The organism is Amycolatopsis sp. CFH S0740 (assembly GCF_004522315.1).
Lineage (GTDB): Bacteria > Actinomycetota > Actinomycetes > Mycobacteriales > Pseudonocardiaceae > Amycolatopsis > Amycolatopsis nivea.
On the sequence record NZ_SDLS01000039.1, the window covers coordinates 71,472 to 86,512 of the forward strand.

The following is a 15,041-nucleotide window of genomic DNA, read 5'->3' on the forward strand; positions in this document are numbered from 1 at the left end:
CCCGAATCGGGTAACAAGGATGTCGCATTGTTACTGTTCTCCGCGGAGGTGCGGGGACTGACATGACCGACATGATCGCCGGGGAAATCGTTGCGGCCGCGGAGAATCTGGCCGCTCGCTGGACCGACGTGACGGATCTCGAGCTGGTGTTCGCCGTGCGGCGGGCCAAGCTCGGGACGACAGCCGCGACGCTCGCGTTGCTGGAGGAGCTTCGGGCGATGCCGTCCGAACGGGCCGCGGAATGCCTCGCGGTCGCGGTGGCCGCGCTGGACGACGTCCGCCACACTGGCCAGCTGCCCGAGGCGGCGCTGGCGAGCTGACAGAGGTTCAGCTGCGCGGCGGATCCGACCCGCGCAGCTGAGCCTCGAAGCTTTCGTCCCGGCGGCGCAGGACGTCGCGGATCGCCAGAAAGACCGGCGCGACAATGAGAAACACGCTGAGACCGAACATGACGGCCACGATGAAGGCGTTCTGATCCCACTGGTCGGCGACGGTCGCGGTCTTCCCGCTGTCCACCCATTGGCAGCGCACCTTCGGCGAGGGCTGGCACTTCGGCTTCCAGCTCACGAAAAAGACGTCGATGGTGAACCACATCAGTGCGACCCCGGCGACGGCCATCAGGCACAAGAAGACCGCTCGGCTCACCGTGCCGCTCCGTCGTGGCCGCGCCGTCATGGCCTCAGCGTGACACAGTCACGCCAGCCTCACACGAAACGGCGCCGCCCGGACAACGCACCGAAGATCATCTGCGTCACCATCACCACGAGCAGCACGATCAGCGACACCGTCCAGCTGCCCGTCGCGTCGTGCAGCAGGCCGAACACGAACGGCCCCACCGCGGCCAGCAGGTAGCCGAAGCCCTGCGCCATTCCCGACAGCCTCGCCGTCTCGGCGCCGGTCCGGGCTCGCAGCGCGATCACCGTCAGGGCCAGCGAGAAGACGCTCATCCCGATGCCGAGCAGGATGCTCCACAGCAGCGGCGAGAACCCGGGCGCGATGACGAGGCCCAGCATGCCGGCCGCGCCGAAGACGCCCATGCCGACGATCCACGGGCTCTGACTTTTCTGCCGCGCGGCGATCGGCGGGATCACCAGGCTGATCGGCACCGCGATCACCGAGATCAGGCCGAGCAGCAACCCGGCGTCGGCCTTGCTGACGCCCGAGTCGATGAAGACCTGCGGCAGCCAGCCCATCACGACGTAGGCGATGAACGACTGCAGGCCGAAGAAGATCGTGACGATCCACGCGAGCGGGCTGCGCATCAGCGACCGGGCGGGAGCGGAGCCCGCAGCCGGACGCGGCGGACGGCCGGTGCCGCGCGAAGCGATCAGCCATGCCACCAACGCGATCGCCGAGAGAACACCCCAGCTGCCGAGGGCGGCGCGCCAGCCGCCGAGGGCCGATTCCAGCGGCGGGCTCAGCGCGGAACCCGCCGCGCCGCCGCCCTGCAGCGCCGCGGTGTAGACGCCGGTCATGAGCCCGACGCGAGCCGGGAACGAATCCTTGATGACCACCGGGATCAGCACGTTGACCAGCGCGATTCCCGCGGTCGCGACGAGCGTGCCGCCGAGCACGACGTACCGTCCGTCGAGCACCCGCACCGCGAGGCCCGCGGTCAGCACCGCCAGCGCCAAGCCGATCGCCGGGCCGATGCCGAAGCGGCGCGACAACAGGGGCGCGGCCAATCCGGCACCGGCGAAGCACAGCCCGGGCAGGGTCGTGAGGATGCTCGCCCACACCGCGGACGCGCCGAGGCTGCCGCGCATTTCGGCGAGCAGCGGGCCGACGCTCGTGATCGCCGGCCGCAGGTTCATCGCCGTCAGCACCACCGCGACCGCCAGCAGCACGCCACCCGCCACCACGCCCGGACGGCGACCGGCCGGCACCTCCTCCTCGAGGCTGCCTTCCAGCTCGAGCTCGAGCCGGTCGGAATAGGTGGCGGTGGACACGGCTGCAGCGTCTCGGGAGTCGGCGGGCATGTGCGCTACTATTCCATACGTAGGATGATTGGATGAAGGGATCAGGCTGTGCCGTTGGCCACCACCCGCCGCGCCGGACTCGTCGACCAGGTCATCGATCAGCTGCGCGAGGCGGTCACCGCGGGCGAATGGCCGATCGGGCACCGGATCCCGACCGAGCCGGAGCTGTCCGCGCAGCTGGGCGTCGGGCGCAACACGGTCCGCGAGGCCGTGCGCGCGCTGGCGCACACCGGGATCCTGGAAGTCCGCCAGGGTGACGGCACGTACGTGCGCGCGACGAGCGAGGTGTCCGGCGCGATCCGCCGCCTGTGCGGAACGGAACTGCGCGAGGTGCTGCACGTCCGGCGGCTGCTGGAGGTCGAGGGCGCCCGGCTGGCCGCGACCGCGCGCACCGAGGAAGACCTGGCTGAGCTGCGCGTCCTGCTCAACCGGCGCGACACCGACTGGGACGAGGGCCGCCTCGACGATTTCGCCCGCAGCGACGCGGAATTCCACCAGGTCGTGGTCCGGTGCGGGCACAACGGGCTGCTGCTGGAGCTCTACCGCGGCCTGATGGAGGCGATCACCGCGAGCGTGGCGTCCACTTCGGACAACCCGGAACACGCGGAGATGATCCGGCACCGGGAACTGGTGGACGCGATCGAGGCGCGCGACGCCGGGCGGGCTGCCGAGGAGGCGGCTGGGTTCCTGGACGAACTGATCGCGCGGGCCGAGGGTTTGTGATCAGTCGTTCCGCGCTGGGCCGAGGATGGTGGAGAGCGCTCTGATCAAGCGCTTCGCGCCGCAGCGCGTCCGTTCGTCCGCGTCCTCTTCCAGCGCCTGGCACTCCCGCAGCGCTGCGTCCCGTTCGGTGTCGTACACCGTGAACACATCGTCCACCGCGGTTTGAATCCAGTCGCTCTGGTTCTGGTCGGCGTCGGCAAGAGCGGCGGCAACCACGGCAAGCCCGGCCGAGTCGTGACGGCGGAGCAAAGCCTCCGCCGTCTCGCGAGTGACAAACGTGTTGTCCGCGTCGAGCACGAGTCCCAGCAGCGGCCCCTTCGCCTCCGGCATCTCAGCGAAGCTGGCAAGGGCGCGACCGGCGTCCGCTCGGTCGAGATAGCCGGGGCTTTCCGACAGCCGAATCAGGGCCGCCGCCGCGGCGCGTCTCGCGTCGTTGTTCACGACGGCATTCTCACGGAAGCGTCAGGATCTCCGCGCCGTCAGCAGTCACCACGAGGGTGTGCTCGAACTGCGCCGTCCACTTCTTGTCCTTCGTGGTGACCGTCCAGTCGTCGGCCCACAGGTCGTAGTCGATGGTGCCGAGCGTGATCATCGGCTCGATCGTGAAAGTCATGCCCTCTTCGATCAGCGTCTGCACCGAGGGCTCCTCGTAGTGCAGCACCGTCGGAGCGGTGTGGAACGCCGGGCCGACGCCGTGGCCGGTGAAGTCGCGGACCACGCCGTAGCCGAAGCGCTTCGCGTACGCCTCGATCACGCGGCCGATCACGTTGAGCTGCCGGCCCGGGCGGACCGCCTTGATCGCGCGTGCGGTCGCCTCTCGGGTGCGCTCGACCAGGAGCCGCACCTCCTCGGAGACGTCGCCGGCGAGGAACGTCGCGTTGGTGTCGCCGTGCACGCCGCCGATGAAGGCCGTCACGTCGATGTTGCAGATGTCGCCGTCCTCGATCACGGTCGAGTCCGGGATGCCGTGGCAGATCACCTCGTTCAGCGAGGTGCAGCACGACTTCGGGTAGCCGCGGTAGCCGAGCGTGGACGGGTACGCGCGGTGGTCGAGCAGGAACTCGTGCACGACCTTGTCGATGTCGTCGGTGGTCGCACCCGGCTTGACCGCCTTGCCGCCCTCCTCGAGCGCCTGCGCGGCGATCTTCGACGCGACCCGCATCGCCTCGATGACCTCGGGCGTGCGCACTCCGTTGCCGGTGTCCCGTTTCGGCGCCGGCCGGTCCACGTACTCGGGACGGGCGATGTCGGCGGGGACGGCACGGCGCGGCGTCTGGACGCCGGGCTTCAACGGGGCGCGAACGGACATGTCCCCCAGCCTACGACCTCGCCCGGCCGCGGCGCAGCCAGCTCAGAACAGCACCGTCGCGTACTGGCCGACCTGCTGGAACCCGATCCGCCGGTATGCCGCGAGAGCGGGCGCGTTGAACCCGTTCACGTACAGGCTCGCGGTCCGGCCGAGGCCGTGGACCAGGCGGTTCACCACCGCCGCGGTGCCCGCGGTGCCGAGCCCGCCGCCGCGCCGGTCCGGGTGCACCCACACGCCCTGGATCTGGCCGACCCGCGCGGACATCGCGCCGATCTCGGCCTTGAACACGACCTCGCCGTCCTCGAACCGGGCGAACGCGCGGCCGGTGGAGATCAGCTCGCTGACCCGGGCGCGGTAGCTGGCCCCGCCGTCGCCCGCGCGCGGGTCGACGCCGACCTCCTCGATGAACATCGCGACGGCTGCGGGGAGGTAGCGGTCGAGTTCGTGCGGCCGGACGGTGCGGACCTGCGGGTCGGCGGGCACCAGCGGGTCGCCTTCGAGGGCCATCAGCGGCTGGTCGCCGCGCACCTCGCGGGCCGGGCCCCATTCCGAGGACAGCTCGTCCCACAGCCCGAGCACCTGCGGCGCGGGCCCGACGAGCGAGGAACAGGTGCGCTGGCGGCGCAGCGCCCGGTCGGCGAAGGACCGCAGCGCCGAAGCGTTGCCGCGCAACGGGATCAGGTTGGGCCCGGCGAAGCACAGCCCGGTGAGCCGTCCGGCGCGCACCGGACGGGCGTCGGCCGCCCACAGCTCGCCACCAAGACGCCACGGGTCGAGACCGGCCGCCTCGACCCGGGCGCTGACCATGCAGCTGCCCACCGGGTCGGCGGCGAGTGCAGCGCGCACCGCCGGATAGTCCCGATCATCGAGCAGCCGTGCACCTGCAAGCCGCAACACGGGGTCCAGAGTGCCAGATGAACCGGGTGAACGGAACGCGAGCCGGCCGACACGCTGAGATGAACGGCCCTCGCACCCGAACGGCGGCGCCCCGGCGGGCTCCGCCACCGACCGTGCCCGAATCCGCGAAAGAGGGCTCCGGAGGCACCCCGCCCGGGTGCCCCCGGAGCTTCCCCGGGGATCCGTGAAGGGCTCCCCGAGGGAATCAGCGTCCGTGAAGGGGCCCTTCACGGACACCCGGGCACGGCAAGGTCCGTGAGGGCCACCCTCACGGACGCAGATTCCCGCAGGGTTCCCCTCACGACCCGCAACCGGTCGTGAAGGAGCCCTTCACGGACGGCAGCCGCCGCGTGCGGGGGCTCAGTGGTGCCGCGGGACCAGGTGCAGCAGCCGCGAAGCGTGCGGCGCGAGCGTCGCGGTGAAGCTGTCCCGGCTCACGCCCAGGTTTCGGTGCGTCCACAGATCCCGCACCGCCGCCGGGCCGCGCAGACCCAGGTCCGGCCAGGACGCGGTCACCGGGGCCTCCGTCGAGCCCAGGTTGAACAGCGCGACCGTCACCCCGCCGCGGCCGTCGGGGCTGAACCACACCTGCTGCTGGGTCGCCTGCGAAACCGGACGCGCTGCCCGTCCCGCCTGGTCGACGGCCAGGACCTCGCGGTTGGTGAGCAGCTTCAGGTCGTCCGGGTCGAGTTTGGTCAGGTCGGTGCCGAGCAGCAGCGGCGAGGCTTCGATCGCCCACAGCGTCATGACGCTCTGCCGTTCGTCCGGGGTGATGCCGTTCGCGTCGCCGTTGCCGACCTCGATGGAGTCCAGGTCGTTCCAGTGACCAGGGCCCGCGAAGCCAGTCCACTTGGGAGCGTCGGCGAAGCGCAGCTTGACCCGCACGTCCCAGTTCGTGAGGCCGACGCAGTGCGAGTAGCACTCGATGTCGCCCTCGATCCGCCACCCGTTGCTGTAGCGCTGCCAGGTCGCGGCCTCGGCGATGCTGAGCGAGTTCGACAGTTCCAAGTGGATCGGACGGCCGGTGGCCTGGATCGCCGCGTGCCACTGCCGGATGTCCTCGCGGTTGTCCGCCGGGATCTTGCCCCCGCCGGGTCCGACGAAGTCCATCTTGATGTAGTCGACGCCCCACGACGCCAACTGCCGCGCCTGCGAGCGGACGTACGCGGCCGCGCCGGGCTTGCTGAAGTCGAGTTTCGCGGATTTGTCGTCCGCGGTGTTGCCCGCGCCCGCCATGACGATGTCGTGCACCCGGTACGGCGTGCCCTCGATCGGCGAATCGGCCGCGACCGCTTGCGCCGGGACGCCCGGCACCAGGTAGATGCCGAATTTCAGGCCGCGCTGGTGCAGGTACCGGGCCAGCGAAGCGATGCCGTTCGGGAACTTCTTCGGGTCCGGCGCGACGCGGCCGAACTCGTCGACGTGGTCGTTCCAGCCCGCGTCGATGTTGATGTAGCGATAGCCGTACGCGGCGAGCCGGTCGTGCATGACGTCGGCCTGCGCCTTGATCGTTTCCTCGGTGAACTTCCGGCGCAGCGCGCTCCAGCTGCTCCAGCCCATCGGCGGCGTTCTCGCCACCGGCGTCCAGGATTCGATCGACTGGCTGTCCGCGGCGGCTGTTCCCGCCAGCGCTCCGGCCAGCACCGCCACCGCCGCGGCCAGCACACCGATCCGACTTCGCTTCATCGCGACCACCTCTCCCGGGGATCGCTTCGTTGTACAAGCGGCGCGGCGGCCGCAGCAATGATTCATCGGATCACTGACCGCTAGCCGGGACGGAACCCGCCGACCGGATCAACCCTGTTCACCACCGTGAATGCTGGGAATATCCACAGGAGACCTCTCGACACGATCGCGAATAGATCCTATCTTTCTTGCGGCGCGCCCCAGCGTCGTTCACTGGCGAACACGGAGGTCCCGGATGAAGTTCAGACCAGCGCGCACCCTCGGGCTCGCGGTCGCGGCGCTGACCGCGACCGCGCTGCTGCCCGCCGGTGCGGCGGCCGCGTGGCCGGGCAGCCAGGACGTGTACGTCTCGCCGTGGGGCACCGATTCCGGCTCCGGGGCCGTCTGGTCGCCGGTGCGCACGCTCCCCCGCGCCCAGCAGCTCGTCCGGCAACGCGCCGCGCACCTGAACTCCGACCTGACCGTGCATGTCGCCTCCGGCACCTACCGGCTCGACAAACCGCTCGAACTCGACGCCTCCGATTCCGGCACGAACGGCCATCGGGTCGTCTGGCAGGGCTCGCCGGGCACCGTGGTCAGCGGCGGCAAGCAGGTCACCGGCTGGCATCCGGTCGCCGGACGTCCCGGTCTCTACTCCGCGCCCGCGCCCGCCGGACTGGACAACACTCGCCAGCTGTACGTCGACGGCGTCCGCGCGCAGCGAGCGTCCGGGCGGCTTCCGGTCACGGTGAAGGCGACTGACACCGGGTACACCGCGTCCGCGGACACCATGGCGCACTGGCGGAACCCGAGCGACCTCGAACTGGTGTACACCAGCGGCGAGGAGCTGTGGAACGTCGAGCGCAACGGCCTCGGCCAGTGGACCGAGCCGCGCTGCCCGGTCGCGTCGGCGCAGGGCACGACGATCACCATGGCGCAGCCGTGCTGGGACAACTCGACCCGGCGCGTGATGTTCGCCGACATCCCCGGCCGTTCGGTCAACATGGTCGGCCCCGGCGATCTCACCAACGGACGGCAACCGTCCTATGTGGAGAATGCGTTCGAGCTGCTGGACACTCCCGGCGAGTGGTACCTCGACCGCTCCGCGCACACCGTGTACTACCTGCCGCGCAAGGGCGAGAACCTGCACTGGGCCGACGTCGAGATGCCCGCGCTGGAGAAGCTCGTGGACGGTCGCGGCACCGCCGAGGCGCCGATCCACGACATCTCGTTCCGCGGCATCCAGTTCTCCTACGCGACCTGGCTCGAACCGTCGTCGCCGGAAGGCTTCTCCGAAATCCAGGCCGGATACCGGATCACCGGCGAGCGCGGCTGGGCCACGCAAGGTCTCTGCCAGTTCACGCCCGGCGGCACCTGCCCGTACGCGGACTGGACGAAGGAACCCGGCAATGTCTCGATGTCGCACGGGCACCGGATCGAGTTCCGAGACACCGTGTTCGCGCATCTCGGCGCGGCCGGGCTCGACCTCGGCGAGGGCGCGCAGGACAGCAGCGTCTCCGACAGCGTGTTCACCGACATCTCCGGCAACGGCGTCGAAATCGGCGGCGTCAGCAAGCCCACCGCGGCCGGCGCGGACCTGACGGCGCGGGTCAAGGTGACCAACAACCACCTGTACGGCATGCCGCGCGAATTCACCGGCGGGGTGCCGATCGTCAACGGGTACTCGCAGGACAATGTCGTGTCGCACAACCAGATCGACCACGTCGCGTACTCCGGCGTCTCGATGGGCTGGGGCGGCTGGCCGGACAAGATCAAGCAGGCCGCGACGCCGAACGTCTCGCGCAACAACGTGGTGTCGGACAACCTGATCCACGACTACATGCTTTCCCTCGACGACGGCGGCGGCATCTACACCCAGGGCATTACCGGCCCGTCGCAGGCCGAAGGCGAGAAGGTGACCGGGAACGTCATCTACGACCAGTGGGGCCTCGGCAAGTCGGTCTACACCGACAACGGCTGCACCTACGAAACCGTTTCCGGCAACGTGCTTTACCACGCGGCGTACGCCAACGTGGCCTCCACACACGTCGACTACCGCGACTCGCTCGGCAACAACGACCCGACCGTCATCTCCGGAAACTACTGGGAGCAGGGCGATCCGGACGGCGACAAGAAGGGCGTCATCACCTCGGGCAACCACCTGCTGAACAACCCGGCCGCCGCACCTAAGTCCATTGTGGACAACGCGGGGATCGAACCGGGCCACCGCTCGGTGCTGAACCGCCGGATCGACGGCGTGTCCGCTCCGCAGGCCCCGACGCGGATAGGCACCTTCTCGGTGTCCGGCCAGCTGTACGCGACCTGGAACCCGACTGTCGCGGAAAACGGTGCGCCGGTGCAGGACTACCTGCTGACCGCGTCGGACGGCAAGCACAGTGTCACGAGTTCGGTGTCTGCCAAGGACTTCGCGCGCACCGGGTACACGGTGATCCCGAAGCTGACTGACGGCCAGACGTACACGGTCACGGTGGCGGCGCGCAACCGGTACGGGGTTGGCCTGCCGTCGCTGCCTTCGGCGCCGGTCACCGTCGCGCAGCCGGGCACCCAGCTCGCTGCTGTCCCGACGAAGGCGAAGGCGCTGCCGAGCACCGACGCGGCGAGCATCCACTGGACGCCGCCGGCGGAAACCGGGTCGACCCCGGTGATCGGCTACCGGATCACCGTGTCCGACGGCCGCACCATCGAGGTCACCGGACGCGACACGATCGTCAGCCAGCCCACCCAGAAGGGCCTGACCCGCGTCGTGGACGGGCTGAAGCCCGGCACCGCGTACACGTTCACCATCGCCGCCGTGACCGGAAACGGCGTCGGCCCCGCGGTGACGGTGCAAGCCACCACCGCGTAACCGGTGATCGGCGCGTACCGGACCTCCCTGCCGGTGCGCGCCGATCACCCTATCCGGAAAGCCCTTCGATAGGCCCCCGGAGTCGTCCCCACCTGCGCCCGGAACCGGCGCCGCAAGTTCACCGCCGACGCCAGGCCGACCCGCACCGCGATCGCGTCCACTGGCAGGTCCGTCTCCTCCAGCAGCCGCCGCGCCTCGGCCACTCGCCGCGACAACAGCCACGCACCCGGGCTCGTCCCGAGCTGATCAGCGAACCGGCGAGCCAGCGTCCGCGGGGAAATCCGCAAGCGGGCAGCCAAATCCTCCACCGACAGCGGCGTGCCCAACCGCTCCCCCGCCCAGTCGAGCAGCCCGTCCAACGTGTTCGCGGACGCTTGCGGCGGCGCGTACTGCACTTGCCCGCCCTCGCGATGCGTCGGCATCACCATGTGCCGCGAGACGAGCGCCGCGTGCGCCGCTCCGTGATCCTGGCGGACCAGGTGCAGGCACAGGTCGATGCCCGCTCCCGCACCCGCGCTCGTCGCGACGTCCCCGTGGTCCACGTACAGCACGTCCGGTTCCACGTGCACCGCCGGGAAATCCCGACGCAGCTGTTCGGCGCGCGCCCAGTGCGTTGTCGCCGTTCTTCCGTCCAGCAGCCCGGTCTGCGCGAGCGCGAAGACGCCTGAGCAGATCGTGACCAGCCGCGCGCCTCGTTCGTGCGCGTTCAGCAGCGCCCGGCGCACCTTCGGGGAAAGCGGCGTCTCGACCGGGAGCCAGCCGGGGATCAGCACCGTGTCGGCCGTGGCGAGCTTGGAGAGCCCGTTGGACACGTGCATCGCATACCCGGCCGACGTCGGTACCTGGCCGGGATTCTCGGTGCACACCTCGAATTCGTAGTACTGCGGCACGCCGTCTCTCGGCGTGCCGAACACTTCGGCGCCGCAGCCGAGTTCGAACGTCGACTGCACCGGCCGGACGAGTGCGACCACGCGATGCATGGCAAGAAAGTACCCGATGACGTCTTTCCTGACACTGTCCCGCGCGGGCACGGGAAGCCAACCTGGGTGTCATGCACTCCGAAATCCTTGCCCAGCCGGGCTACACCTCGGTCCCGGTCGGCGAAGCCCCGGTGAAGGACCTTTTCCCCGGCATCCGCCTCCGCCCGCTGTGGAAGGGCGAAAACGGCGCGCACGCCAACGTGGTCGAGTTCGATCCCGGCAGCACGTGGCCCGAACGCGACGTGCACGAGCCCGGTCCCGAAGAGGTCTTCGTCGTGTCCGGCACCTTCAACGACGGCGCCCGCGACTACCCGGCCGGCACGTTCATCCACGCCCCGGCGGGTTCGTGGCACGTCCCGGCTTCGGCGACCGGCTGCACGCTGTTCGTCTTCTACCCCGAGGGCTAAGCGCCGCGGTAACTCCCGATCGTCCAAGCGTTCCCCTCGGGGTCGCGGACGGTGAACGTGTGCGAGCCGTAGTCGGTGTCGTGCAGCTCCAGGCTGATTTCGGCACCGGCTTCGCGCACGCGGGCGTAGATCTCGTCGACCCGGTCCGAGACCACGTACACCGCGCTGGCACCGGGTTTCATCTCGTCGTGCACGCCGTCGGCTGGGCCGCCGCAGCTGCCGAGCATCACGGCACCGCCTTCGGGCCAGCGGAGCTCGGCGTGCGCGACGCCGTTTTCTCCGGGCACCACGAGGGTTTCTTCGAAGCCGAGAACGTCGGTGAGGAAACGGATCGCGCCGCGGGCGTCGTTGTAACGGAAAGCGGGCCAGACTGTCGGTTGCGGAGTCATGCCACCGATTCTGCGGCGGCGGTCTTCGACTCGTCTTGGAGAAACGGGAGCTCCTCAGCCATCCAAGTCCGCGGCGAACATCCCGCCAGCGCGCGCCACTCGTTCGAGAAGTGTGCCTGGTCGTAATACCCTGCGGCATAAGCGATCCCAGCCAAATCGCGATGTCCGGTACGCAGCAACCGCACCGCCCGCTCGAATCGCAGTACGCGGGCCGCCTGTTTCGGGGCCAATCCCAGCTCGGCGCGGAACCGCTCACCCAGATGACGACGGCTCCAGCCGACCTCGTTCGCCAGCTCGCCGACCCGCAACAGCCCGCCGCTGCGGCGCAGCTCGTGCCACGCGCGGTCCAGCTCCGGCGGCTGTTCGGCGCGCTCGACCGCCCGCGCGGCCAGCACCTCGTCGAGGATCGCGAACCGGGTGCGCCAATCGTCCGCCGCGGCCAGCCGGTCCGGCAAACGGGCGAGGTCGCCGCCGAAGTCTGCGAGGTCGGTTACCTGGCCGGTCAGCTCCGCGGCGGTGACGCCGAGCAGCGTCCGCGCCCCCAGTGGATCCAGCTCCAGCTGCACCCCGCGCTGCACCCGGTCCTGCGTGATCAGCGCGGGTTCGGTGTGCAGGCCGCCGACCACGCTCTGCAGCGCTCCCGCCCCGGCCAGCCCGGCGTACCGGATCGGGTCTTCGAGGCTGATCACGAGCGTGATGTGCCGCGACGGCAGCCCGCGGTGCACCTCGAGGGTGACGTTCTCCTGCGCGTACCCGACGTAGCGCGTGACCAGGCCCCGCAGCACCGGATGCGGCGGACGGGCGGCCCAGCTGTGACTCACGCGACCAGGCTAGCCCCGATCCGGGCGAATTCTGCTACCACGGGAGAGCGGTCCCCACGATGAGGAGAAGCCCGATGACGATCCAGGAACAGGCGCAGCAGCTCGAACTGCTCGCCGACCAGGTGCCGACCGGAATCGCCCTCGCCACCAAGGGCGAACTGGAAGACCTGCAGGCCCAGGTGCTCGGCCTGCTCGGCGAAACCGGCTCCGCGACCGCCATCCAGGGGTCGGTGCAGATCGCGATCCGGCAGATCGACGAGGTCGCGGCCTCGCTGGAGAACGTCCGGATCCAGATCCGCGAAGCCGCCCAACATCACCTGCGCGGCTGACATGGTCGCGCACGCCGGCGAGTTGGCGGAAGTCGCGCTGGCCAATGTCGTACGCGAGTATCCGCATTACGAGAGCCACTGGCGCCTCGACGACACTCCCGTCCCGGCGATCCGCGAGCTGCACCCGTGCTTCTACGGCAGCTTCGACTGGCATTCGTGCGTGGAAATGTTCTGGATGCTGGTGCATCTGCTGCGCCGATACCCGACGCTCGTCCCGGCCGACGAGATCCGTGCGGTGCTGAACGCGCACCTGACTGAGCCCGCGTTGGCTGCCGAAGCCGCTTACTTCGCGCCGGAGCAGCACCGTACGACCCAGCGTCCGTATGGCTGGTCGATCCTGCTGGCGCTGACGTTCGAGACCGCCACCTGGGACGACCCGGACGCCGCGCGCTGGACCGCGGCGCTGCAACCGTTGAGCAGGCTTTTCGTGACCCGCTTCCTCGACTGGCTGCCGAAAGTCACGTACCCGATTCGGTACGGGCTGCACGAGAACGGCGCTTTCGGACTCTCTCGTGCGCTTCCCTACGCTCGGCACCTGGCCTCCCGGGGCGAGCCGCAGTTGCTGCAGGTCCTCACCGAAACGGCGTGGCGCTGGTTCGGGAAGGACCGCGACTACCCCGGGGCTTGGGAACCGTCCGGTGCTGATTTCCTCAGCCCCGCCCCGAAGCCGAGCTGATGAGCCAGCTGGTACCCGATTTCGGTGCCTGGCTGGAGGGTTTCCTGCCGGGGATCGGCGAGCGGAACCCGGCGGCGCTCTTCACTCCCGCGGTGGTGACCGACGCTTCCGACGGGTTGATCGCCCATCTGCACGGGCTCAACCTCCACCGCGCGTGGTGCTGGCGACGGATCGCGGCGGCATTGCCGGAGGGAGACGGCCGAATCGCGGTGATTGAGGCGGCTTCGCGCGAGCATGCGGAGGCCGGGCTGCCGCAGGTTACGGAGGGGCCGTACGCGGTGGAGCATTTCTTGGCTTACTACGCGTTGCTTCTGTTGAGCGACGCCGAAGCGGAGAGGGCCTGAAGCAGTGTCGGATCCATGGTTATCCATCGAAGTGCTCGACGGAGAATCCTCGGCGAGCGATTGGCGGCGCACCTACTCCGACGCGTTGCTCGAAGCCGCGATCGTCGACCGCGCCGTGCGATGGTCCTGGCGGACGCACGAACGCGGCGTCGTCTTCGAGATCGCCTTCAGAACCGACGCGATCCGCGACGAATTCTGCGCCCAGCCGTCAGTCAGGACAGCGCTCGACGCCGTGCCGGATCCGCGCCACGGGCTCACGATCACCCGTGGCGGCTAGCTTTCCGGCAACGGCTCCCGATGCTCCGCCCGCAATCCGTCCAGGGAAACCCGCAGCAGCCGGTTCCACATGTGCGGCCGGCAAGCGTCCGTGAACTGCGCCGCGTACCCCAGCGAGATCAGCAGCAGCACCAGATCATCCGTAGTCACCCCGGGCCGCAACAACTCCTCCGCGCGCGCCCGTAGCTCCTCCAGAACCGCACGGAGTTGCGGGATCCCCGTCGGATCTGGGTCGGTCCACGTCAGCGCGAAGCTCTCCATGATCGCCCGGTGCCGCGCGCAGCCGGACAACGCCTGTCGATAGAAGTCGGTCAGTGCCGCCCACGGGTCTTCCGCCTCGATGGCTGCCTGGCGCGCGGACTCGGCCCACCGGGAGAAGTCCTGGTCCAGGACCGTCCGGACGAGGTCTTCCTTCTTCGGGAAATGCCGGTACAGCGTGCCCATGCCGACCCCGCTGCGCCGGGCGATCTCGCGGACGTCGACGGCGGCTCCCTGCTCGGCCATCACCTCGGCCGCGGCTTCGACGATCGCCTCCCGGTTGCGGATCGCGTCCGCACGGAGGGCGCGACGGCGGGTGGGGGTCTGCGGGTCAGCCACGGCCATGTGCCGAGCATACTCGCTTACCCGGAGCATGTGCTCCGTCTAGTCTGCTACTTTGCGGAGCAAGTGCTCCGCCTAGTGAAGGAGATGCCGTGCCCACCCTCGACGACTGGAATGTCCGGATTCTCGCCGAATTCCGGGAGAACGCCGGACACGTCGCCTGGAGCAGTCCGGAGGAATTCGCCGCGGGCCGACCAGTTCCGCCGCATATGCCGGGGTTTCCGGAAAAGGGGATGCCCTTGATCCTCGTGCACCACGTCGGGGCGAAAACCGGGAAAGCGCGGATCAGCCCGCTGTTCTACCAGCCGGTCGGCGACAGCTGGGCGGTCTTCGGCACGCACGGCGGCAGTCCGCGCGACCCCGCGTGGTACCGCAATCTCATGGCGAACCCGCGGACGGTCATCGAGGCGGGCGCGGAGGAAATCCCGGTCGAAGCACGGCTGACCGCCGGGGAGGAACGCGCCAAGATCTGGGCCGAGCAGATCGCGCAGGTCCCGAAATTCGCCGAGTTCGAGGCCTCTTCCGGGAGGCAGGTTCCGGTCGTCCTGCTGGAACGCTGCTGAAAAAGAAAGGGCTCCCCGACCGAAGCCGGGGAGCCCTTTCGCAGGGAAAACTCAGCCGACGGTGACGCTCGGAGCGCCCTCGCCGATCGACTCGCCGGATTCCTCGGCGATGCGCATGGCTTCTTCGATGAGGGTTTCCACGATCGCGTGCTCGGGGACGGTCTTGATGACTTCGCCCTTGACGAAGATCTGGCCTTTGCCGTTGCCGGAGGCGACG

General features: G+C 69.5%; 19 protein-coding genes and 1 pseudogene. 9 read left to right on the forward strand and 11 right to left on the reverse strand.

What is annotated here, in order from left to right:
- Window positions 1-62 precede the first annotated feature (62 nt).
- Window positions 63-320: a hypothetical protein gene (locus EIZ45_RS40615; protein ID WP_134669604.1), complete on the forward strand. Its 258-nt coding sequence runs from the start codon at window positions 63-65 to the stop codon at window positions 318-320.
- 7 nt (window positions 321-327) lie between these two features.
- Here the strand turns inward: EIZ45_RS40615 and EIZ45_RS40620 are convergent, their stop codons facing one another.
- Window positions 328-645: a hypothetical protein gene (locus EIZ45_RS40620; protein WP_134669606.1), complete on the reverse strand. Its 318-nt coding sequence runs from the start codon at window positions 643-645 to the stop codon at window positions 328-330.
- A 59-nt stretch (window positions 646-704) separates the two neighbouring features.
- Window positions 705-1,979, reverse strand: a complete 1,275-nt coding sequence (locus EIZ45_RS40625; RefSeq protein WP_370318239.1) for a CynX/NimT family MFS transporter — start codon at window positions 1,977-1,979, stop codon at window positions 705-707.
- Between the two features lie 48 nt (window positions 1,980-2,027).
- Here EIZ45_RS40625 and EIZ45_RS40630 point away from each other — a divergent pair, with 48 nt between their 5' ends.
- A complete protein-coding gene (locus EIZ45_RS40630) occupies window positions 2,028-2,702 on the forward strand; it encodes a FadR/GntR family transcriptional regulator (protein ID WP_037820340.1) in 675 nt (224 codons plus the stop codon).
- Here EIZ45_RS40630 and EIZ45_RS40635 read toward each other — a convergent pair whose 3' ends face one another.
- The 4 genes from EIZ45_RS40635 to EIZ45_RS40650 form a co-directional block, all read right to left on the reverse strand.
- Window positions 2,703-3,143, reverse strand: a complete 441-nt coding sequence (locus EIZ45_RS40635) for a hypothetical protein (protein WP_134669608.1) — start codon at window positions 3,141-3,143, stop codon at window positions 2,703-2,705.
- Window positions 3,144-3,153: 10 nt separating this feature from the next.
- Window positions 3,154-4,011 (reverse strand): type I methionyl aminopeptidase, encoded by an 858-nt coding sequence (gene map / locus EIZ45_RS40640; RefSeq protein ID WP_037820338.1) that lies wholly within the window; start codon window positions 4,009-4,011, stop codon window positions 3,154-3,156.
- Between the two features lie 42 nt (window positions 4,012-4,053).
- A complete protein-coding gene (locus tag EIZ45_RS40645) occupies window positions 4,054-4,908 on the reverse strand; it encodes a GNAT family N-acetyltransferase (RefSeq protein ID WP_037820337.1) in 855 nt (284 codons plus the stop codon).
- Between the two features lie 360 nt (window positions 4,909-5,268).
- Window positions 5,269-6,594 carry a glycoside hydrolase family 27 protein gene (locus EIZ45_RS40650; RefSeq protein WP_240690934.1) on the reverse strand — a complete coding sequence of 442 codons (1,326 nt, stop codon included), beginning with the start codon at window positions 6,592-6,594 and terminating at the stop codon, window positions 5,269-5,271.
- A gap of 235 nt (window positions 6,595-6,829) precedes the next feature.
- Between EIZ45_RS40650 and EIZ45_RS40655 the strand changes: the two genes are divergently transcribed.
- Window positions 6,830-9,439, forward strand: a complete 2,610-nt coding sequence (locus tag EIZ45_RS40655) for a fibronectin type III domain-containing protein (RefSeq protein WP_134669612.1) — start codon at window positions 6,830-6,832, stop codon at window positions 9,437-9,439.
- Between the two features lie 44 nt (window positions 9,440-9,483).
- On the opposite strand, the gene EIZ45_RS40660 is transcribed toward EIZ45_RS40655, so the two are convergent.
- Window positions 9,484-10,419, reverse strand: coding sequence for a GlxA family transcriptional regulator (locus EIZ45_RS40660; RefSeq protein WP_134669614.1), 936 nt, complete (start codon window positions 10,417-10,419; stop codon window positions 9,484-9,486).
- Window positions 10,420-10,490: 71 nt separating this feature from the next.
- On the opposite strand from EIZ45_RS40660, the gene EIZ45_RS40665 reads away from it, so the two are divergent.
- On the forward strand, window positions 10,491-10,826 hold the full coding sequence (locus tag EIZ45_RS40665) for a cupin domain-containing protein (RefSeq protein ID WP_134669616.1): 336 nt from the start codon (window positions 10,491-10,493) through the stop codon (window positions 10,824-10,826).
- On the opposite strand, the gene EIZ45_RS40670 is transcribed toward EIZ45_RS40665, so the two are convergent.
- On the reverse strand, window positions 10,823-11,215 hold the full coding sequence (locus EIZ45_RS40670; RefSeq protein ID WP_043830372.1) for a VOC family protein: 393 nt from the start codon (window positions 11,213-11,215) through the stop codon (window positions 10,823-10,825). The two genes, EIZ45_RS40665 and EIZ45_RS40670, sit on opposite strands and share 4 nt — an antisense overlap.
- The gene (locus EIZ45_RS40675) at window positions 11,212-12,036 is read right to left on the reverse strand and encodes an AraC family transcriptional regulator (RefSeq protein WP_134669618.1); all 825 of its coding nucleotides are present in this window, start codon (window positions 12,034-12,036) and stop codon (window positions 11,212-11,214) included. The genes EIZ45_RS40670 and EIZ45_RS40675 overlap by 4 nt, the downstream gene beginning before the upstream one ends.
- A gap of 74 nt (window positions 12,037-12,110) precedes the next feature.
- Here EIZ45_RS40675 and EIZ45_RS40680 point away from each other — a divergent pair, with 74 nt between their 5' ends.
- The 4 genes from EIZ45_RS40680 to EIZ45_RS40690 are packed head-to-tail and all read left to right on the forward strand — an operon-like array spanning window position 12,111 to window position 13,662.
- A complete protein-coding gene (locus EIZ45_RS40680) occupies window positions 12,111-12,365 on the forward strand; it encodes a hypothetical protein (RefSeq protein WP_037820327.1) in 255 nt (84 codons plus the stop codon).
- 1 nt (window position 12,366) lies between these two features.
- A complete protein-coding gene (locus tag EIZ45_RS40685; protein ID WP_255443820.1) occupies window positions 12,367-13,041 on the forward strand; it encodes a DUF2891 family protein in 675 nt (224 codons plus the stop codon).
- On the forward strand, window positions 13,041-13,385 hold the full coding sequence (locus tag EIZ45_RS47470; protein WP_255443822.1) for a DUF2891 family protein: 345 nt from the start codon (window positions 13,041-13,043) through the stop codon (window positions 13,383-13,385). Before EIZ45_RS40685 ends, EIZ45_RS47470 begins: the two co-directional genes overlap by 1 nt.
- Window positions 13,386-13,416: 31 nt before the next feature.
- A complete protein-coding gene (locus EIZ45_RS40690) occupies window positions 13,417-13,662 on the forward strand; it encodes a hypothetical protein (protein ID WP_134669620.1) in 246 nt (81 codons plus the stop codon).
- Here EIZ45_RS40690 and EIZ45_RS40695 read toward each other — a convergent pair.
- Window positions 13,659-14,264, reverse strand: coding sequence for a TetR/AcrR family transcriptional regulator (locus EIZ45_RS40695; protein WP_134669622.1), 606 nt, complete (start codon window positions 14,262-14,264; stop codon window positions 13,659-13,661). The two genes, EIZ45_RS40690 and EIZ45_RS40695, sit on opposite strands and share 4 nt — an antisense overlap.
- An 89-nt stretch (window positions 14,265-14,353) precedes the next feature.
- Here EIZ45_RS40695 and EIZ45_RS40700 point away from each other — a divergent pair, with 89 nt between their 5' ends.
- A complete protein-coding gene (locus EIZ45_RS40700) occupies window positions 14,354-14,824 on the forward strand; it encodes a nitroreductase/quinone reductase family protein (protein ID WP_134669624.1) in 471 nt (156 codons plus the stop codon).
- 51 nt (window positions 14,825-14,875) lie between these two features.
- Here EIZ45_RS40700 and EIZ45_RS40705 read toward each other — a convergent pair.
- Window positions 14,876-15,041 (reverse strand): annotated as a pseudogene (locus EIZ45_RS40705) (4-hydroxy-3-methylbut-2-en-1-yl diphosphate synthase); the annotation flags it as partial.